This window comes from Bradyrhizobium pachyrhizi (assembly GCF_029714545.1).
In the GTDB taxonomy this organism is placed as follows: domain Bacteria; phylum Pseudomonadota; class Alphaproteobacteria; order Rhizobiales; family Xanthobacteraceae; genus Bradyrhizobium; species Bradyrhizobium pachyrhizi.
Genome location: NZ_CP121667.1, coordinates 6,283,208 through 6,301,406, shown reverse-complemented (window position 1 = coordinate 6,301,406; position 18,199 = coordinate 6,283,208). Strand labels below are relative to the sequence as shown.

The following is an 18,199-nucleotide window of genomic DNA, read 5'->3' as shown; positions in this document are numbered from 1 at the left end:
TCACTCGATAAACAAGCTTGACCTTTGAAGAGGGCGGCCCTCTAATCGGGCAAACCAAAATTGGGCCCGGGAGGCCACGCCCACATGAAAGCTGCGGCTTTCGCCTACGCCCGCGCGACCAGCGTCGTGAACGCGCTGGAGTTGCTCGCCATGCACGGCGACAAGGCGAAGGTTCTGTCGGGTGGTCAGAGCCTGATGCCGGCGATGAACCTGCGGCTCCTGTCTCCGGACATTCTGGTCGATATCGGCGGCCTCGCCGAGTTGCGCGGCATCACCGTGAGGGGAGACCTGCTGGTCATTGGCGCGCTGACCCGGCACGTCGATCTGCTCAGATCGCCGGAGGTTGCACTGCACGCGCGGCTGTTGCGCGATGCCGTTGCCCACGTTGCCCATCCCGCAATTCGCAATCGCGGAACGATCGGCGGTAGCCTCGCTCACGCCGATCCTGCGTCGGAGCTGCCGGCCTGTGTTGTGGCGCTTGACGCCACGATCGTTGTTCGGGGCTCGGCCGGCGAGCGCCGGATTACTGCGACGGAGTTTTTCAGGGGAATTTACGAAACGGCGCTGTTGCCGGACGAGTTGCTTGTCGCGGTCGAGGTGCCGGTCGCAGGCCAAGCCTCGACATTTTTCTTTCAGGAATATGCCCGGCGGCATGGCGACTACGCTGTCGTTGGTCTCGCCGCCCGTGCCGATGTTGCAGCCGGCAGGTTCTCAGCTCTTCGGCTCGGCTTCTTTGCTGTTGGCGACCGGCCATTGCTCGCGGCGGCCGCCGGCAAACTGATCGATGCCACGGTAACGCCCGCCTTGCTCGCAGAGGCGGCGGCCACATTGGCCGATGAACTCGATCCACAGGAGGACCAGCAGGCGACTGCGGCCATGCGTCGACACCTCGCGACGGTCTTGCTCCGGCGCTGCGTGGCGGCATTGCTCGCACGGCCAGAACTGGAAACGGGAGTCGGTAAGTGAACGCTCCGGTACCGGTCTCGCTTCTGGTCAACGGCGAACCCATCGACGCCTTCGTCTTGCCGCGGCTCAATCTTGCTGATTTCCTCCGGGAAAATCTCAAGCTGACCGGAACCCACATTGGGTGCGAGCACGGCGTTTGCGGCGCCTGCACGGTCCGGATCGATGGCGAGATCGTTCGCTCCTGTCTGGTGCTGACGGTCCAGGCGCAGGGCGCGTCAGTTGAGACAATCGAGGGGCTGTCTGACAGCGGTGAAATAGCCGATCTTCAGGCGGCATTTCGCGAGCGCAATGCATTGCAGTGTGGCTATTGCACGCCTGGGATGCTGATCACGGCGCAGGACCTGCTGAAGCACGTGTCGGTGCCTGATCGTCGAGCAATCCGTGAGCATCTTTCCGGCAACTATTGCCGCTGCACAGGCTATCAGGCCATCGTGGATGCGGTTGAGGCGACAGCCATGACGCGCGCGGAGCGGGGCGCATGATGGTGACGCGGGCGCCAGCAGACGCGCTTTCGGTGCTTGATCGCCCGAATTCCTACATCGGCAAGACCGTACCGCGGCCGAACCTCGACAGGTTGCTGCAGGGGCGGGGCCAATATGTCAGTGATCTCGAATTGCCGCGGATGGCGCATGTGGTTTTTCTACGGTCGCCACATGCCCACGCCAAAATCGCAGCGATCGACGCCGACGCGGCAAGGCGCATGCCCGGTGTCGTTTCCATCGTCACGGGTCGTGAACTTGAAGCGGTCATCACGCCGTGGGTCGGGGTGCTCTCGCACCTGAAGGGACTGAAGTCTGCGCCACAACACGCGATCGCGGTCGACCGCGTGTGCTGGCAGGGCGAGGCCGTTGCAGCGATTGTGGCGACCAGCCGTGCTGCAGCCGAAGATGCCATGGAGCATATTTCGGTCGACTACGAGGAGCTTGAGGCGGTCACGGACATGCGTGCTGCGCTCGATCCGGCAGCTCCCGTCATTCATGCTGCGCTCGGCGACAATCTTGCCTTTGAGCGGACGCTCGACGCCGGCGACGTCGATCATGCATTGGCGGGGTCCGAACTCGTCGAGGCCGACTTCGTATTCGGGCGCCACACCGGCGTTACACTTGAACCGCGGGCCGTCGTTGCCGATTGGAATGCGGCCGAGGCACGGCTCACGATCTATCAGGGCACGCAGGCGCCCCATATGGTGCAGAACATCGCGGCGCTGCATCTTCGGTTGAGGGAAGCGCAGGTCCGGGTGGTCTGCAAGGATGTCGGCGGCTCGTTCGGCATCAAGGTCCATATCTACGCCGACGAAATGGCGACCTACGCGCTGTCCAAGCTGCTGCGGCGGCCGGTCAAGTTCGTGGCGGACCGCGTCGAGAGTTTCAACACGGACATCCACGCCCGCGATCATCGATGCAGGGGGCGGATCGGCGTCAGGCCGGACGGCACCATCACAGCCTTCGAGATCGACGACCTGACGGGGATCGGCCCGTATTCGATGTATCCGCGCACCAGCGCCATCGAGGCAAATCAGGTGGTCAATCTGGTCGGTGGGCCCTATGCCACGGCGAACTATCGGGCGCGGGCGCGCGTCGTTTTCCAGAACAAGAACGTGATGTGCCAGTACCGGGCGGTTGGACACCCGATCGCCTGTTCGGTCACCGAAGGCCTGGTCGATCTGGCGGCAGCGAAGATCGGCATGGACCCCGTCGAAATCCGGCGGCGCAATCTGATCGCCGACGACGCCTATCCGTGTGCATCACCCTCGGGCATGAAGTTCGAGCAGCTGTCGCATCACGCCTCGTTGACCAAGCTGCTTCAGATGATGGATTACGACGCGTTGCGCGCTGAGCAAGCGGCCTTGCGCGCCAGAAACGTCCATCGAGGCATCGGAATCGCGAGCTTCATCGAGGTGACCAATCCTAGCGCTGCCTTTTATGGCGTGGGCGGCGCGAAAATTTCATCGCAGGATGGCGTTGCGGTCCGGCTCGACGCGCAAGGGTCGGTGATCTGCCAGACCAGCATCACGGAACAGGGGCAAGGGTCGGAATCGCTGACGGCCCAGATCGTCGGCAGCGTGCTTGGCGTTTCGATGGAACGCGTTCGCGTCATCCTGGGCGACACCGACCACACGCCCTATGGCGGTGGCACCTGGGCCTCGCGCGGCGCCGGCATCGGCGGCGAAGCTGCATTGCAGGCGGCCAAGGCCCTGCGCCAGAATATCCTGAACGTCGCCGCGGCCATCCTGCAATCGACGCCGGCCGAGCTCGATATCGTCGACAACGGTATCGTCAACGCCGCCGACGGCGCGCCGCGCATCGAACTGAACGAGCTTGCGCGGATCGTCTATTTTCGACCGGACACCCTGCCGCCCGGTATCCAGCCCGAATTGATGGCGACCCGGCATTTCGTTCCGCGCCAATATCCCTTTGCATTCACCAACGGCGTTCAGGCCTCATGGCTCGAGGTCGATACCGAGACCGGGTTCGTTAAGCTGCTGAAGCATTGGGTTGTCGAAGACTGCGGCACCATCATCAACCCGCAACTGGTCGACGAGCAGATCCGGGGCGGGGTCGTGCAGGGGCTCGGCGCGGCGCTGTTCGAGAAGTGCATCTACGACGAACGCGGTCAGCTGACCAATGCCAATATGGCGGACTATCTGGTCCCGATGTCCGGCGAGATGCCCGATATCGAGGTCGGCCACGTGGTGTCTCCGACGCAGGAATCGGAGCTGGGAGCCAAAGGGGCTGGGGAGGCGGGGACAGCCGGCGCGGCAGCTGCGGTTGCCAACGCGGTCAATGACGCGCTCCGGCCGCTTGACGCAACAATTACCGAGATTCCGCTCACGCCTCAGGTTATCCTGTCCGCCCTGGGACGGATCTGAGTGGAGACGTCCGGGCAACGATAATACGATAAGCAAAACGCAGACAGTTCTTGGGGAGGAATAGTCATGACGAAGAAGGTGACCAAAGCTGGATCGATATCACGGCGTCGTCTGCTGACGACGGCAAGCGCCGGCGCCGTTCTCGCCGTCTCGCCTTTTCGCATCAATCTGCTTCAGGCCCAGGAAGCGCCCATCAAGATCGGCTTCCCGGTTCCTTTGACCGGTCCATACGGCGCCGAGGCCCAGGACCAGGTGCGGGCGGGTCAGCTTGCTGTCGCCCAGTTCAATGATGCCGGCGGTCTCAACGGCCGCAAGGCCGAGCTCGTCGTGCGTGACGACAAGCTGAATCCCGGTGAGGCGGCGACGCGGACCCTGGAATTGGTCGAGAAGGAGAAGGTGAATTTCGTTGTCGGCAGTCTGTCCGCGGCGGTTCAGCTCGCGATCAACAACGTCACCAAGGAACGCGGGGTCATCTTCAATTCGATCAGCCAGTCCGACGCCATCAACGAGGCGGCAGATTTCAGCAAATACACGTTCCACGAAGCGCTGAACCCGCACATGACGTCAGGGGCGGTCGGTCGCTACGCCTTCACCAAATTCGGCAAGAAGGTGGCGTTTCTCACGGCGGACTATGCTTACGGTCACGAGATGGTTCGCGGCTTTCTCGAGGTCGGCAAGGAGTTCAACATCGAGAATCTTGGTGACATCCGTCATCCGCTTGGGACGACTGATTTCTCGACCCTGCTGCCGCGTCTCCAGGCGCTGAAGCCCGATATTCTATGCATCAGCAATTTCGGCCGGGACCAGCAAATCGCACTGAAACAGGCAACTGACTTCGGCATCAAGAAATCGATCCAGATCATCGCGCCGCTGCTGTCGCATGCCAGTCGCGTTGCGGCGGGCCCCCAGGCATTCGAAGGCGTTGTCGGCGGCTGCTCTTTCTTCTGGGGCATCGAGGACAAGTTCGCCTCGACCAAGGCGTTCAACGACGCGTTCCGCAAGATGTATGACGGCAAGTTGCCTACCGACTACGGTGCGCTCGGCTATGGCGGTGTTCGGACGGTGCTCGAGGCGGTCAAGGGCGCGGGCAGCGTGGAGACCGACAAGGTCGTCGCGGCATTGGAGGCTCTGAAGTACGACTACTACAAGGGGCCGCAATACTATCGCAAATGCGATCACCAGTCGGTGCAATCGGTGCTCGTGATCAAGTCGAAGTCCAAGGACATGAAGAACGAGTCGGATGTGTTCGAGGTTCTATCGACCGAAGAGCCTAACGAGAAGAACCTGCGTACCTGCGACGCGCTTGGTCACAAGAGCTGAGCCATGCGCCGACTCGCACCGCGGGGCGGTGCGCGTCGTGCTGAGGGGGACAAATGGCGGGCCTGAGCTTTGACCTGATTGCACTGCAACTATTCGCCGGGCTGGCGCTCGGCGCCATCTACGTGCTGTTTGCGATCGGCCTCTCGCTGATCTTCGGGATGTTGACCGTCGTCAACTTCGCCCATGGCGCGTTCTACATGGTCGGCGCCTATGTCGGGCTGTACCTCATTTCGATCGGCGGCAATTTCTGGCTCTGCTTGCTGGCGGTGCCGCTTCTGATCGGGCTGTTCGGCCTTGCCGTCGAGCGCGTGCTGATCCGGCCGCTTTACGGCCGCGGCATCGATTATCCGCTGCTGCTGACCTTCGGGTTGAGTTATGTCATGGTCGAGTGCGTGCGCATTGCCTTCGGCAAGACCGGTTATCCCTTCGACACGCCCGAGCTTCTGCAGGGGGCCGTCAACATCGGTGTCGGATATTTTCCACTCTACCGCCTGTTCGTGATCGGCGCGACGGCCGTCGTCTTGTTGGCGCTCTGGCTGTTTCTGGAGAAGACCAGCTTCGGACTCATTATCCGCGCCGGCGCGCGCGATCCGCAAATCGTCCGCGTCCTTGGGGTCGACGTTTCCAGGGTCTGGTTGATCGTGTTCGGGATAGGCACCGCGATTGCTGGCTTTGCCGGGCTGTTGGCTGCCCCGCTTCAAGGCGTCATTCCCGAGATGGGCGGCACGATTCTCGCCGAGGCTTTCGTGGTTACGGTCGTAGGAGGCATGGGCTCGATCGGTGGCGCCGTACTGGCGGGCCTCCTCGTTGGTGTGGTGGTCAGCATGACGTCGCTGTTTGCGCCCGAGATGGCCAAGGTTTCGATCTTTGCCCTGATGGCGATCGTCCTGATCGTTCGTCCCCAAGGCTTCTTCGGCCGCGCCGGATTGATGAGCTGAGAGCCAAGGATGACCGGAGCCACCGAATCCGTCAGACAACCTCGTGCCACGACGGGCAGTTGGTACGAATTCGCAACGCGGCATCGCGCCAGCATTGTGGCCGCGGTGATCCTGATTTTCCCGTTGGTGATGCCGTTCACGGCCCTCGCGGTGAACATCCTGATCTATGGATTGTACGCCGTCGGCTTCAACCTCGTGTTTGGTTATCTCGGTCTGCTGTCATTTGGTCACGCGGCGCTGTTTGGAACCGGTGCCTACCTCTGTGGCATCGCCATCGTGCATTTTGGCTGGCCATGGTATGCGGCCATCGCGGCCGGGATCGCCGGCGGCCTGTTGATGGCATCGTTGATTGGCGTGCTCGCGATCAGGACCCGCGGCATCTACTTCGCGATGGTAACGATGGCGCTGTCGCAATGTGTCTACTACCTGTTCTATCAGGCGGTTGACCTGACCGGTGGCGAAAACGGCCTCCGCGGCATCAACGTCCGCACCATCGATCTGTTCGGCTTGCGGCTCGACTTCATCAATCCGATGATCCGTTACTATGTCATCGCGGCTTTTGTGATTGCCGCGTTTTTCGTGATGTCGCGCATTCTCGCCTCGCCATTCGGCGCCGTCATTGAGGCCGTGCGGGAGAATGAGATGCGTGCCCGCGCGTCAGGCTATGACGTCACCAAGACCCGATTGCTGACCTTCGTTTTGTCAGGAGGCTTCTGCGGCCTCGCGGGAGCGTTGCAGGCGTTGCATCTTTCGATCGTTCCGATCGAGATCCTGCACTACGAGACCTCGGGCCTGGTCGTGATGATCGCATTGCTCGGCGGTATGGGCACGTTCTTCGGACCGATGATCGGCGCCGCCGTCTTCCTGGTCCTGGAGAACGTGGTCTCGGTGTGGACAGTTCACTGGCAACTGATTGTTGGCGCCATCTTCATTGCCTGCGTGCTGTTCTTCCCCGCCGGCATCTGGGGCACGCTGATCGCGCGAGGCAGGCGATGAGCGCCGCGGAAGGCCAAACCAAGGAAATCATTCTGCGCACCAGGGGCGTCGGCAAGACGTTCGGGAAGTTTGTCGCGCTGAACGATATCTCGGCGGAGTTTTCCCGAGGAGCGATCACCTCCATTATTGGTCCGAACGGGGCCGGCAAGAGCACCTATTTCAATTTGCTGTGCGGCGCGTTTGCGCCCACCAAAGGCAGCGTTGAATTCGAGGGCAAAGATGTCACCGGCCTGCCGCAGCACCGCTTTGCGCATATGGGCATCGCAAAGTCCTTTCAGATCACCAGCGTGTTTCCGCAGCTCACGACCCGTGAAAACATCCGCGTCGGTCTGCAGGCGCTGGTGTCGAGATACGACATCTGGCGTCCCCGCGCGCGCCTGACCGAGCTGGTCGAGCGGGCGGACGAGCTGCTTGCCCTGGTCGGATTGTGGGAATCTCGCGAACGTGCCGCCAAGACGCTGGCCCATGGCGAGCAGCGCGCGCTGGAAATCGGCATGGCGCTTGCCAGCCAACCCCGGTTGCTGTTGCTGGACGAACCGACGGCCGGCATGAGCCCGGAGGAAACCCGGACCATGATGGATCTGATCGTGAAGCTCGCAAAAGAGCGTACGGTCATTCTCGTCGAGCACAAGATGAAGCTGGTGCTCGGGATCAGCGATCGCATCCTCGTGCTGCATCACGGAGAACTTCTCGCCGAAGGAACGCCGCAGGAGGTCCGGCAGAACGAGGCGGTGAAGCGGGTCTATCTCGGCCAGCGGGAGCATTGACTAATGCTGCAGATCGGCAAGCTCAATGCCTGGTACGGCGCAAGTCACGCGCTGCAGGACATAACGCTCGAAGTGACCAAAGGCGAGATAGTCTGCCTCATCGGTCGCAATGGAGCCGGCAAGACGACGACGCTGAAATCGATCATGGGGTTGATGGGACGAACGCGCGGCTCGGTCACCTTCAAGGGCAAGGAGCTGCTGAGCCGGCCGGCGCATGTGCGCTTCGCGCTGGGACTTGCCTATGTTCCCGAAGAGCGGCGGATTGTGCAGGGATTGTCGGTCCGGGAAAACTTGCGGCTCGGGCTGGTGGCGTCGCCGGCGAAGAAGCGGGAAGCCGAGCGGATCGACGAGATCGCGGTGATATTCCCACGGCTGGCCGAGCGGATGGACCAGGAGGCGGTCACGATGTCCGGCGGCGAGCAGCAGATGCTGGCGATCGCGCGGGCGATGATCGCAAAGCCCGACCTGATTATGCTGGATGAGCCGTCGGAGGGCATCATGCCGGTCCTGGTCGACGAGATGTTCGAGCTGTTCCGCAACATGAAGGCGCAGGGAACGACGGTGTTGCTGGTCGAGCAGAATGTCGAGCTCGCGCTCGGCATCGCCGATCGTGCCTACGTCCTTGATCAGGGGGCAGTGGTGCACCAGGCGTCGGCGCAGGCCCTGCTGGCCGACGACGAGATCAAGGAACGATATTGTTCGGTGTGAGCGGGCCGGTCTCCCGCCGGCGCGAACGGACCTTACTCCGCAGCGCGCGCGATCGCGTCGGCCTTGCGAGTGGTGACGACGACCTTGATCGCGTCATCCACGCGATCCCGCGCATATCTGAGCGCCGTCGGCAGGTCGGCCAGCGGAAACGTATGCGTGTGGATCCTTGTCGCGTCGAACCGCTTCGCCGCCATCAATTCCATGGCGCGGCGCGTGGCGCTGCGGCCCTCGCCGCGGATCCCGTAAGCGTAGATGTTGTTTCGCACGAGATGCGCGATGTCCAGCGTCGCAGCTTCGTGCGGGAAGGCGGCCAGACAAATCTTGCCGCCACGATTGGTCATGTGAATGGCCTGGTTGAGTGTCGCTTCGGTGCCGGCGCATTCGACGACATAGTCCGCGCCGATCCCCCCTGTTAGTTGCTTCACGACCGCAACGGCGTCTTCGTCGTTGATGTTGATGACGCGGTCGGCCCCCAGTTCCTGGCCGATCGCCAGCCGCTTGTTGCGCGTGCCGGTCAGAATCACCGGACTTGCGCCAAGCGCCTTGGCCACAGCAACTGCGAGAAGTCCGATCGGCCCCGGGCCGATCACCACGACGCTCTCGCCGGCCACCAATCCTCCCAATTCCGTCAAGCCGTACATCGACGTGCCCGCGGTCACCACGAGCGTCGCCTCCGCGTCGCTCATGCTATCCGGTACGCGCGCCAGCGTATTGATGTGGTTGACTGCGTACTCCGCGAAACCGCCGTCGGTCGTGAAGCCGTTGGCGCGGTGGCCCTTCTCCGGCTTTCCATAGTTGAGACAGGAGGTGTACATGCCCTGGCGGCAGCGTTTGCATTGACCACAGCCGGCGTGGATTTCGACGCTGACCCGCTCACCGATCCTGAATTCGTCAACGTCCGGTCCGAGTGCGGCGACCGAGCCCATATACTCGTGGCCTGGCGTGAAGTTCTTGTTGAAGGGCAGACCGCCCTGAATGCTTGCCGGCGACCCGGCATGGATAATTTCGAGATCGGTGGCGCAGATCGCAACCGCGTCGATGCGCACCAGCACCTCGGCGCGCGAGGGGACCGGCGTCGGCTTTTCGCAAAGCAGGAGCTGGCCGGGCTCACCAAGGACCCAGGCCTGCATCAGGCCGGGAACGGGAAGATCGGGCGATGTGCTAACGCCGGGCGGCTGGTACATGGGCGCTTCCTCTTTTGGTTGACAGCCTAGCGCGAAACGACTGGCTGCCGCGAGAACCCGATGGTCGGCATCGGAGCCGTTGCATTTGCTGCACGGCAGCAAGCGCGTCGCAAAACATTCATACGCGGCCTATACTTGGTCCCCCGGTTGATGTTGAAATCCTCATTGCATCCTCTCCCAGACCGGAGCCTCCCATGAAGACCGTCCGTCTCGTCCTTGCGTTGCTGGCGCTGACGCTGATCGCGCCGTGGCAATCCGCCAGGGCGGCCGACGTGATCTGCTACAATTGTCCGCCGGAATGGGCGGATTGGGCCTCGATGCTGAAGGCGATCAAGGCGGATCTCAACTACGATATCCCGCACGACAACAAGAATTCCGGCCAGGCGCTGGCCCAGATCCTGGCCGAGAAGAGCAATCCGGTCGGCGATATCGGGTATTTCGGCGTGACCTTCGGCATGAAGGCCAAGGCCCAGGATGCGCTCGAGCCCTACAAGCCGGCGCATTGGGATCAGGTCCCGGCCGGCCTCAAGGACCCCGAAGGCTACTGGACCACGATCCACTCCGGCACGCTCGGCCTGTTCGTGAACAAGGATGCGCTTGGCGGCAAGCCGGTGCCGGCCTGCTGGAAGGACCTCCTGAAGCCCGACTACAAGGGGATGGTCGGCTATCTCGATCCGTCGTCGGCGGCGGTCGGCTATGTCGGCGCGGTCGCCGTCAATCTGGCGCTCGGAGGCTCGCCAGGCAACTTCGATCCGGCGATCAGCTTCTTCAAGGAGCTGCGCAAGAACGATCCTATCGTACCCAAGCAGACATCGTATGCCCGCGTCGTCTCCGGTGAGATGCCGATCCTGTTCGACTACGACTTCAATGCCTATCGCGCAAAGTACTCGGAGAAGGGCAACTTCGAGTTTGTGATTCCCTGCGAGGGATCGGTGGTGTTTCCCTATGTCGTTGGTCTCGTGAAGAACGCGCCCGACAAGGAGAAGGCCAAGAAGGTGATGGACTATCTCTTGTCCGACAAAGGGCAGGCGATCTGGACCAATGCCTATCTGCGTCCGGCCCGCCCGATCGAGCTGCCGGCTTCCGTGAAGGTGAAATTCCTCCCCGACAGCGACTATGCCCGCGCCAAGAGCGTCGACTGGGGCGAGATGGAAAACGTGCAAAAAGCCTTCGTCGACCGCTATCTCGCCGAGGTTCGCTGAGGCAATATGGTGCCCTTCGCCGGGGCACCATTCTTCTGATGTCGCAAAAATCCTTCGTTTGGTTCTGCCTGCTGCCGCTCGCGGTCGTGACCACGGCATTCTTCCTGCTGCCGATGGCACGGCTGGTGGTTGCGGGTGCCGAAGGTCCGCACGGGCTCGCCGGATATCTCGCCATCCTGACCGAAGCTCGTTATCGCGCGACGCTGATCAATACCGTGTTGCTGGCCGCGGCAACAACGGTCGTCACGCTGATCGTCGCGACGATTGCCGGAATGTTTCTGCAGCGGCACCGCTTTCCAGGGCGGGCCGTGCTGATCGCGATGCTGACCTTTCCGCTGGCGTTTCCCGGCGTGGTGGTCGGCTTCATGATCATTCTGCTGGCGGGGCGGCAGGGGCTGATCGGCGATCTGTCGAACCGGATCTTCGGCGAGAAGTTCGTCTTCGCCTATTCGATCTACGGGCTGTTCCTCGGATATCTCTACTTCTCGATCCCGCGCGTGATCCTGACCATCATGGCGGCCGTGCAAAAGCTCGATGTCGGTCTGGAAGAAGCCGCGCGTTCGCTCGGCGCCAGCCCCTGGGCGGTCCAGCGTGACGTCGTGCTGCCCGCATTGGCGCCGGCCTTCGTTGCGTCCGGCGCGATCGCATTTGCGACCGCGATGGGGGCCTTCGGGACTGCGTTTACGCTGGCGACGAATATCGACGTGCTGCCGATGCTGATCTATACCGAGTTCACGCTGGCCGCCAATTTCGCGACCTCGGCCGCGCTGTCGGTGGGACTTGGCCTGATCACCTGGCTCATCCTCGCGCTCGCCCGCTCGTTCAGCGGCAGCGCGGTCGCGGCGGCCGGGTGAACGCATGCGCGATCGCTTGATCTTCACCGGCCAGTTCATCTTCACGCTGCTCGTTGCCGCCTTCCTGGTGGTCCCCGCAGGGTTGTCGATCTCCGCCGGCGTCACCGTGAACTACTTCCGGGGCATCCAGTCCGGCGTGACCCTGCAATGGGTCGCGCAGGTCTGGGAGCTCTATGCCGGCACCATCCTGCTCTCCTTCGTGATCGCATTCGCGACCCTTGCCGTCACGCTGCTTGCCGGCGTTCCCGCAGCCTATGCGCTGCATGCGCGGGGAGGCCGGCTTGCGCGCATCGTCGAGGAGATCATCACGTTGCCTTTGGCGATCCCCGGGCTTGCGATTGCGCTCGCACTGCTGCTCGCCTACGGCAGCTTCGGCGACTTTCGCCGCTCCTGGCTGTTCATCCTGGTCGGGCACGTGATCTTCACCATGCCGTTCATGGTGCGGTCGGTGATGGCGGTGTTCGCGACCGTGGACATCAAGACGCTGGATGAGGGGGCGGCTTCGCTGGGGGCGTCGCCATGGCGACGCTTCCGCGACGTCATCGTGCCGAACGCACTGCCGGGAATTCTTGCCGGCGCATTGATGGTGGTCACGCTGTCGCTTGGTGAATTCAACCTGACCTGGATGCTGCATACGCCGTTGACGAAGACACTGCCGATCGGGCTCGCCGACAGCTACGCCTCGATGCGGCTCGAGGTGGCGTCGGCCTATACGTTGATCTTCTTCGTGATGATCATTCCGCTGCTGGTCGCGATGCAGCTGCTGGCCGACAGGGATCACAAGCGATGAGCACGGCCGGGCATGGCGCAGCGGTGCGGATCGAGGCGTGCGGCAAGACCTTTGCCGACGGCACGCGCGCGCTCGATCCCGCAACCCTCGACATTGCGCGTGGCGAGACGCTGGTGCTGCTTGGGCCGTCCGGCTGCGGCAAGACCACGATGCTGCGCATCATCGCAGGCCTCGAGCTGCCGGATGTCGGCGGCAAGGTCCTGTTCGACGGCAAGGACATGACCTCGGTCCCGATCGAGCGGCGCAATGTCGGGATGGTGTTCCAGTCCTACGCCCTGTTCCCCAACATGACGGTGGCGGACAATATCGCCTACGGGCTGAAGATCCGCGGTGTTGCCAGGGGCGAGCGTGCCGCGCGCGTCGCCGATCTGGTTGCTCTGACGAACATCACGGGATTGGAGAATCGCCGCATCGACCAGCTTTCGGGCGGCCAGCGTCAGCGCGTCGCACTGGCGCGCGCCGTCGCGATCCGGCCCGGCATCTTGCTGCTCGACGAGCCCTTGACCGCGCTCGACGCCGCGCTGCGGGACCGGCTGCGCAGCGAGCTCAACCGGCTGTTGCGCGCGCTTGGGATCACGACGATCTATGTTACCCATGATCAGGCCGAAGCCATGGAATTGGGCGACCGGATTGTCGTGATGCGGAAAGGCGCGATCGCCCAGATCGGCACGCCGCGCGAGGTCTACTTCGCGCCGAAGGACCGGTTTGTGGCGGAGTTCATCGGAGCGGCGAACATTGTGGAGGCTCCGGTCGAGAACGGCGTGTTGATCCTGCCCGGCGGGCGGCTGCCGATCGAGTGTGGCGCGACGACCGCGAACGCGACCGTTATGATCCGCCCCGAAACCATTCGCGTGACGGAGGCGGGCGAGGGGATACTCTCGGGAATCGTCGATTCCGTCAGCTTCATCGGCGACCGGCAGCGGCTCGTCGTGAGTGATGCATCGAGCAAGCCGCTCAATGTCGACGCTCCCAACACGATTCAAGCCAGGATCGGCGATCGTATCGGGCTTTCGATTGCGCCCGACGCTGTCCGTCTGCTTCCCTCCGAACCACGAGATTGATCGATGCCGTCGAAACCGGTTCTCATCGCCCAGATTTCCGACCTCCACATCAAGCCGCCGGGAGCGTTGGCCTATGGTCGGGTCGATACCGCAAAGGCGCTTGAACGCTGCGTGGCGGCGATCAATGCATTCGAGCCGACGCCCGATTTCGTCGTCATCTCGGGCGACCTTGTCGATACGCCGTCGGTCGAGGAATACGACTATCTCAAACGACTGCTCGCGCCGCTGCGCGTTCCGTTTGCCGGAATTCCCGGCAATCACGACTCGCGTGCGTGGATGCGTGCCGCGTTTCCTGCCGCACCCTATGTTCACGCCACAGGCCCGCTCGACCAGAAGATCGAGGTGAATGGCCTCGATCTGCTGCTGCTTGATTCAAGCGTTGCCGGGAAGCCTCATGGCATGCTCGAACCGTCGACGCTGCAATGGCTGGACGCGACACTTGCGGCAGCAGACCGGCCCGCGCTGCTTTTCCTGCATCACCCGCCGTTCAAGGGCGGCATCTGGCACATGGACCGCCAGGACCTTTTCAATGCCGCAGAGCTGGCAGCAATCGTCAGGCGTCACCCGCGGGTGCGTTTGATCGGCTGCGGGCATGTCCATCGTGCCATGCTGACCAGCTTCGCCGGGATTCCCGTGACATTGTGCCCCGCGCCGAACCATGCAGTGGACCTGGACCTCGGACAGCTCCGCGAACCATCGTTCAAGGTGGAACCGCCGGCATTTCACCTGCACACGTGGTTTCCCGGGCCGGATTTTGGACAGTTGGTCACGCACCAGGTCCCGATCGGTCAGTTTGACGGGCCGCATCCGTTCTTTGGGCCAGACGGCAAGCTGCTGTGAGCTGGCCGCGTTGACCCCTCGCACAGACGGGATCTTGTCAGGCGAGATTGTCGCGGATGGGCCGGGCATGTCAGATCAAGGGCAGCCCGCAGCCCGCAATTGAGCGTTGCATCGACGCAGATTTATTCCAAATTGTACCTTGGTGCCTTCCATCCCAACTGCGCCGGCTCGGACCTTTGTTGCTGTAGGGCCCCGGGGGGGCTATACTTCTGTCTACTTTCATTGATCGATGGCTTTGTCGGCGTCCGCTGTGCTGGCGGGCCGATTGAACGCAACACAATCAGTCTGGATCACGATGACCGGTGCGTCGCCCATAGAACGAACTTCCGGCGCGCTGTTGTTTTCGAACAACAAGCTGTCGGTGTTGCGCAAGCATCCCTATTTCGCCGATCTCGAGCCCGAGGCATTCGATCAGCTCTGCCGCTACGCCAAGCACACCACGCTGAAGCGGGGTACGACGATCTTTTCCAAGGGTGATCCGGGCACTAGCCTGATTGCGGTGATCTCGGGCACGGTCAAGATCAGCATCTCGTCGCCGGATGGTCGCAACGCGATTTTGAACCTGATCGAGGCCGGCGAGATCTTCGGTGAGATCGCGCTGCTCGACGGCTTGTCGCGGACGGCCGATGCCACCGCCAACACCAATTGCGAGCTGTTCGTCATTGACCGGCGCGAGTTCATTCCGTTCGTGCGCAGCCAGCCGACGCTTGCGATGAAGTTCATCGAGCTGCTTTGCGAAAGACTGCGCCGGACCAGCGATCAGGTCGAGCAGGTCATCCTGCAGAACCTGCCCGGCCGTCTGGCCAGCGCGCTGCTGCGCCTGAGCGACAAGCACAAGCCGCAGGGGCGCACCATCTCGATCACCCAGCAGGAGATCAGCGAGATGGTCGGGATGACGCGCGAGAGCATCAACAAGCAGCTTCGCGCGTGGGCGATACGCGGTTGGGTCAGGCTCGAGCATGGCGCGATCGTCGTGTTGAAGCCCGAGACCCTCCAGGAGCTGGTCGACGCCGGGGCGAACGACGGCGAGTAGTCGCGTCGGCCGCCCGGTCGGTCGCGCATTTCACGAAGCGGTGAGCTGAACAAGGCCTGTGAAGCCATTCACATCGGCCTTGCGTGCGCTGCGGTAAGTGACGCGTCAGGGGAGCACAATATGGAGGAATCCATGCAGAGCTCTTTCGACAAGCGGCGGCAGGACCCACAGCACAATTACCAGAGCTTCAGCATCAAGCTTGTCGCGTTGCCGCTGCTCGTCGTCGTTGCCTTGATCGGGATGCTGGTCAGTCATCCGGCGGCAGTCAGATGGATATCGGACGCGGCGCAAGCGGAGTTCGTCGGAACCGACACCGTCTACACCGATCCGATACCCAATATCGCGCAGGTGGCACCAACGGTTCGGCCGGGCAGCGAGATCCGGACAGTGAAGGCCTACTGATCGTTGATGCCGTCGTCGCGCGGCAAGGCGCGACGACAGCCGCTTGTCCAGCAGCAAGCCGTCCTCACGCGGCTACTCCAAGCAGCTTTGCTGCGGTCCGCCCGAGAATATTGGCCTTGTCATCGTCGCTTAGCGACGACGAGGCGAAGATGTGGTCGACCGGTGCCAGTTCCCATGGATAGGGATAGTCGCTTCCCAGCACGATCTGGCCGGCGCCAACCTGGGCGGCGAGGTGCCTGATCGCCTCAGGCGTGAAGATCAGAGAGTCGAAGTAAATCTGTTTGAGGTACTCCGCCGGCGTTTTCTGGAGCTTGATCTCCGGATTGCATCCCTTGGGTCCAACCAGACAGGCATGGTCCGAGCGGTCGGCGTACGAGCCGAGATAACCGCCGCCATGTGCAGCGATGATTTTCAGTCCCGGAAAGCGGTCGAGCGTGCCCTCGAAGATCAAATGGGAGAGTGCGATCGTCGTCTCGAGCGGATTGCCGATCGTGTTGCCAAGCCACCCATTGCCGGAGAGCCGCTTGTTGAGCTCGGGCACGCCCTGCGGATGGATGAACAGGGGAACGCTGAGTTCCTCGGCCTTGGCCCATACCGGATGAAACTTCGGATTCGAGAATTCGGCGCCGTCGACGACACCGCCGATCGCCGCGCCCTTCAGCCCCTGCTTCTTCACCGCCGTCTCCAGCTCCTGCACCGCAAGGTCCGGTGCCTGCAGCGTCAGCGAGGCGAAAGCTGCGAACCGGTCAGGCTTCGAGGCACAGAGTTCGGCGAGCTTTTCATTCTGGATTTTCACGATCTGCGCAGCAAGGTCGCGATCGCGGTCGTACCAGAACGGATTGATCGAAAGCACCTCCATGTCGACGGCCTGCGCGTTCATCGCAGCCAGCCGTTTGTCGATCTCGATGAAGGCTTCCGCGGCGCCGTTGACCGCCGGCAGTTGATATTTTCCGGCGTCCGCGCCGAGCAGCGCGCCGGCCTCGCGGAAATGGCAATGCGCGTGGATGTCGATCGTCTTGACACGTTTGCCGTTGACCGTGACCGGCAACTGCTGGCGCGATTGCTGTGCATTTGCGTTGTGGACGAGCCCGCAGCCGCAGAACACGATGCCTGCCGCCGCCGTTGCTCCCGCTTTCAGGAAATCCCGCCTTGTGGTCATGACGATCGCCTCCCTGGTTGTTTTGTTATGGATGGGGAGCCTAGGGATGCTGGCTAGTGCTCGCAAGATCACACGCTGTGCGTGTCGCGCAATGTTGATCTGCTCAGACCGGCTTGATCCCCGCCTTTGCGATGACGTTGCGCCATTTCGGCACTTCGTCTGCAATACGCCCGCGCATGCCATCGGGCCCGTTCGCAAGCACCTCGAAGCCGTCGTTGCGCAGCTGTTCCGCGATCTTCGGTGTCTTCAGAATCTCGATCGATTTCGCCGACAGCAACGCGACAACGGAGGAGGGCGTGTTAGCAGGCGCGAGAAAGCCCTGATAGGTGTCGGAGACGAAATCCCTGTAGCCGAGCTCGATCATGGTCGGCACATCAGGCAAATCGAACCATCGATGGGTTCCGGTGACGGCCAATGCTTTCAACGCCCCTGACTCGATGTGCGGATGGGCAGGCGGAAGCGCCGCAAAAGCGACCTGGGTCGTTCCGCCCAGGATTGCCTGGATGGCAGGGCCGGCGCCCGAGAACGGCACGTGTGTCATCTGGATCTGACCCATGATCTTGAACAACTCGCCGGCAAGGTGTGGCGTCGTCCCGAGGCCTGGGCTGGCATAGTTCAGTTCGTCCGGGTGGGCCTTTGCGCGTGCGATCAGCTCGGCGACTGAATTGATCCCGAGCTTCGGATTGACCAGGATCACGTTCGGTGATGTGCCAAGCTCGGCGATCGGCGCGAAGTCCCTGACCGGATCGTACGGGATTTTCGCGTAGAGGCCGGGATTGACGACATAGGCGCTCGACGTGATCAGAAGCGTATAGCCGTCGGGCTCGGCATGTGCCGCAATGCCGATCCCGATATTGCCACCTCCACCGGGGCGGTTCTCAACTACGATGGTGCCGCCGAGCGCTTCGCCAAGATGGGTGCCGAGGATGCGGGCCATGATGTCGGTCGGTCCGCCCGGCGCAAACGGCACGATGACCTTGATCGGGCGCTCCGGGTAGCCCGCGGCCTTGGCCTGCCCGGCGAGGCCAGCGATCGCAAGCGCGCTGCATCCTTTCAGGATCGAACGACGCGAGGGACCGGCTGATCTACCTGTCATCGAATATGCCCCCG

At 62.5% G+C, this 18,199-nt stretch carries 18 protein-coding genes; 15 read left to right on the top strand and 3 right to left on the bottom strand.

Annotated elements, in window-relative coordinates; translation table 11 throughout:
• Positions 1-84: 84 nt before the first annotated feature.
• From QA639_RS29865 to QA639_RS29830, 8 genes are all read left to right on the top strand, one after another.
• The gene (locus QA639_RS29865; protein ID WP_283087891.1) at positions 85-966 is read left to right on the top strand and encodes an FAD binding domain-containing protein; all 882 of its coding nucleotides are present in this window, start codon (positions 85-87) and stop codon (positions 964-966) included.
• Complete coding sequence (locus QA639_RS29860) at positions 963-1,448, top strand: (2Fe-2S)-binding protein (protein ID WP_028336868.1); 486 nt, start codon at positions 963-965, stop codon at positions 1,446-1,448. Before QA639_RS29865 ends, QA639_RS29860 begins: the two co-directional genes overlap by 4 nt.
• The gene (locus tag QA639_RS29855) at positions 1,445-3,835 is read left to right on the top strand and encodes a xanthine dehydrogenase family protein molybdopterin-binding subunit (RefSeq protein ID WP_283087890.1); all 2,391 of its coding nucleotides are present in this window, start codon (positions 1,445-1,447) and stop codon (positions 3,833-3,835) included. Before QA639_RS29860 ends, QA639_RS29855 begins: the two co-directional genes overlap by 4 nt.
• A gap of 66 nt (positions 3,836-3,901) precedes the next feature.
• Positions 3,902-5,155, top strand: coding sequence for an ABC transporter substrate-binding protein (locus tag QA639_RS29850; RefSeq protein WP_157345198.1), 1,254 nt, complete (start codon positions 3,902-3,904; stop codon positions 5,153-5,155).
• 53 nt (positions 5,156-5,208) lie between these two features.
• On the top strand, positions 5,209-6,093 hold the full coding sequence (locus QA639_RS29845; RefSeq protein WP_038377831.1) for a branched-chain amino acid ABC transporter permease: 885 nt from the start codon (positions 5,209-5,211) through the stop codon (positions 6,091-6,093).
• Between the two features lie 9 nt (positions 6,094-6,102).
• Positions 6,103-7,089 (top strand): branched-chain amino acid ABC transporter permease, encoded by a 987-nt coding sequence (locus QA639_RS29840; protein WP_283087889.1) that lies wholly within the window; start codon positions 6,103-6,105, stop codon positions 7,087-7,089.
• Entirely contained in the window at positions 7,086-7,856 is a 771-nt protein-coding gene (locus tag QA639_RS29835; protein ID WP_050383850.1) for an ABC transporter ATP-binding protein, read from the top strand. Before QA639_RS29840 ends, QA639_RS29835 begins: the two co-directional genes overlap by 4 nt.
• Positions 7,857-7,859: 3 nt before the next feature.
• Positions 7,860-8,564 carry an ABC transporter ATP-binding protein gene (locus tag QA639_RS29830; protein ID WP_050383849.1) on the top strand — a complete coding sequence of 235 codons (705 nt, stop codon included), beginning with the start codon at positions 7,860-7,862 and terminating at the stop codon, positions 8,562-8,564.
• Positions 8,565-8,596: 32 nt separating this feature from the next.
• Here the strand turns inward: QA639_RS29830 and QA639_RS29825 are convergent, their stop codons facing one another.
• Entirely contained in the window at positions 8,597-9,610 is a 1,014-nt protein-coding gene (locus QA639_RS29825; RefSeq protein ID WP_283087888.1) for a zinc-dependent alcohol dehydrogenase, read from the bottom strand.
• Positions 9,611-9,942: 332 nt separating this feature from the next.
• Here QA639_RS29825 and QA639_RS29820 point away from each other — a divergent pair, with 332 nt between their 5' ends.
• The 7 genes from QA639_RS29820 to QA639_RS29790 all read left to right on the top strand — a co-directional run bounded on the left by QA639_RS29820 (position 9,943) and on the right by QA639_RS29790 (position 15,930).
• Positions 9,943-10,950 carry an ABC transporter substrate-binding protein gene (locus QA639_RS29820; protein ID WP_283087887.1) on the top strand — a complete coding sequence of 336 codons (1,008 nt, stop codon included), beginning with the start codon at positions 9,943-9,945 and terminating at the stop codon, positions 10,948-10,950.
• Positions 10,951-10,988: 38 nt separating this feature from the next.
• Positions 10,989-11,804, top strand: coding sequence for an ABC transporter permease (locus QA639_RS29815; protein WP_050383847.1), 816 nt, complete (start codon positions 10,989-10,991; stop codon positions 11,802-11,804).
• A 4-nt stretch (positions 11,805-11,808) separates the two neighbouring features.
• Positions 11,809-12,594: an ABC transporter permease gene (locus QA639_RS29810; protein WP_028336858.1), complete on the top strand. Its 786-nt coding sequence runs from the start codon at positions 11,809-11,811 to the stop codon at positions 12,592-12,594.
• Positions 12,591-13,655 carry an ABC transporter ATP-binding protein gene (locus tag QA639_RS29805; RefSeq protein WP_283087886.1) on the top strand — a complete coding sequence of 355 codons (1,065 nt, stop codon included), beginning with the start codon at positions 12,591-12,593 and terminating at the stop codon, positions 13,653-13,655. The genes QA639_RS29810 and QA639_RS29805 overlap by 4 nt, the downstream gene beginning before the upstream one ends.
• Before the next feature lie 3 nt (positions 13,656-13,658).
• Positions 13,659-14,495, top strand: coding sequence for a phosphodiesterase (locus QA639_RS29800; protein WP_283087885.1), 837 nt, complete (start codon positions 13,659-13,661; stop codon positions 14,493-14,495).
• Positions 14,496-14,790: 295 nt separating this feature from the next.
• A complete protein-coding gene (locus tag QA639_RS29795; RefSeq protein ID WP_050383845.1) occupies positions 14,791-15,528 on the top strand; it encodes a Crp/Fnr family transcriptional regulator in 738 nt (245 codons plus the stop codon).
• 132 nt (positions 15,529-15,660) lie between these two features.
• Positions 15,661-15,930, top strand: coding sequence for a hypothetical protein (locus QA639_RS29790; protein ID WP_028352146.1), 270 nt, complete (start codon positions 15,661-15,663; stop codon positions 15,928-15,930).
• A 64-nt stretch (positions 15,931-15,994) separates the two neighbouring features.
• Here the strand turns inward: QA639_RS29790 and QA639_RS29785 are convergent, their stop codons facing one another.
• Together QA639_RS29785 and QA639_RS29780 are read right to left on the bottom strand one after the other, a co-directional pair.
• Positions 15,995-17,089, bottom strand: coding sequence for an amidohydrolase family protein (locus QA639_RS29785; RefSeq protein ID WP_283087884.1), 1,095 nt, complete (start codon positions 17,087-17,089; stop codon positions 15,995-15,997).
• 103 nt (positions 17,090-17,192) lie between these two features.
• A complete protein-coding gene (locus QA639_RS29780) occupies positions 17,193-18,185 on the bottom strand; it encodes a Bug family tripartite tricarboxylate transporter substrate binding protein (protein WP_283087883.1) in 993 nt (330 codons plus the stop codon).
• Positions 18,186-18,199 lie beyond the last annotated feature (14 nt).

What these genes read in the sequence shown, in the direction of transcription:
- QA639_RS29805 (WP_283087886.1), top strand. Translation starts at nt 12,591, where the DNA reads ATGAGCACGGCCGGGCATGGCGCAGCGGTGCGGATCGAGGCGTGCGGC.
- QA639_RS29780 (WP_283087883.1), bottom strand. Translation starts at nt 18,185, where the DNA reads ATGACAGGTAGATCAGCCGGTCCCTCGCGTCGTTCGATCCTGAAAGGA.
- QA639_RS29850 (WP_157345198.1), top strand. Translation starts at nt 3,902, where the DNA reads ATGACGAAGAAGGTGACCAAAGCTGGATCGATATCACGGCGTCGTCTG.
- QA639_RS29840 (WP_283087889.1), top strand. Translation starts at nt 6,103, where the DNA reads ATGACCGGAGCCACCGAATCCGTCAGACAACCTCGTGCCACGACGGGC.
- QA639_RS29845 (WP_038377831.1), top strand. Translation starts at nt 5,209, where the DNA reads ATGGCGGGCCTGAGCTTTGACCTGATTGCACTGCAACTATTCGCCGGG.
- QA639_RS29810 (WP_028336858.1), top strand. Translation starts at nt 11,809, where the DNA reads ATGCGCGATCGCTTGATCTTCACCGGCCAGTTCATCTTCACGCTGCTC.
- QA639_RS29835 (WP_050383850.1), top strand. Translation starts at nt 7,086, where the DNA reads ATGAGCGCCGCGGAAGGCCAAACCAAGGAAATCATTCTGCGCACCAGG.
- QA639_RS29785 (WP_283087884.1), bottom strand. Translation starts at nt 17,089, where the DNA reads ATGACCACAAGGCGGGATTTCCTGAAAGCGGGAGCAACGGCGGCGGCA.
- QA639_RS29820 (WP_283087887.1), top strand. Translation starts at nt 9,943, where the DNA reads ATGAAGACCGTCCGTCTCGTCCTTGCGTTGCTGGCGCTGACGCTGATC.
- QA639_RS29830 (WP_050383849.1), top strand. Translation starts at nt 7,860, where the DNA reads ATGCTGCAGATCGGCAAGCTCAATGCCTGGTACGGCGCAAGTCACGCG.
- QA639_RS29795 (WP_050383845.1), top strand. Translation starts at nt 14,791, where the DNA reads ATGACCGGTGCGTCGCCCATAGAACGAACTTCCGGCGCGCTGTTGTTT.
- QA639_RS29815 (WP_050383847.1), top strand. Translation starts at nt 10,989, where the DNA reads ATGTCGCAAAAATCCTTCGTTTGGTTCTGCCTGCTGCCGCTCGCGGTC.
- QA639_RS29800 (WP_283087885.1), top strand. Translation starts at nt 13,659, where the DNA reads ATGCCGTCGAAACCGGTTCTCATCGCCCAGATTTCCGACCTCCACATC.
- QA639_RS29855 (WP_283087890.1), top strand. Translation starts at nt 1,445, where the DNA reads ATGATGGTGACGCGGGCGCCAGCAGACGCGCTTTCGGTGCTTGATCGC.
- QA639_RS29790 (WP_028352146.1), top strand. Translation starts at nt 15,661, where the DNA reads ATGCAGAGCTCTTTCGACAAGCGGCGGCAGGACCCACAGCACAATTAC.
- QA639_RS29865 (WP_283087891.1), top strand. Translation starts at nt 85, where the DNA reads ATGAAAGCTGCGGCTTTCGCCTACGCCCGCGCGACCAGCGTCGTGAAC.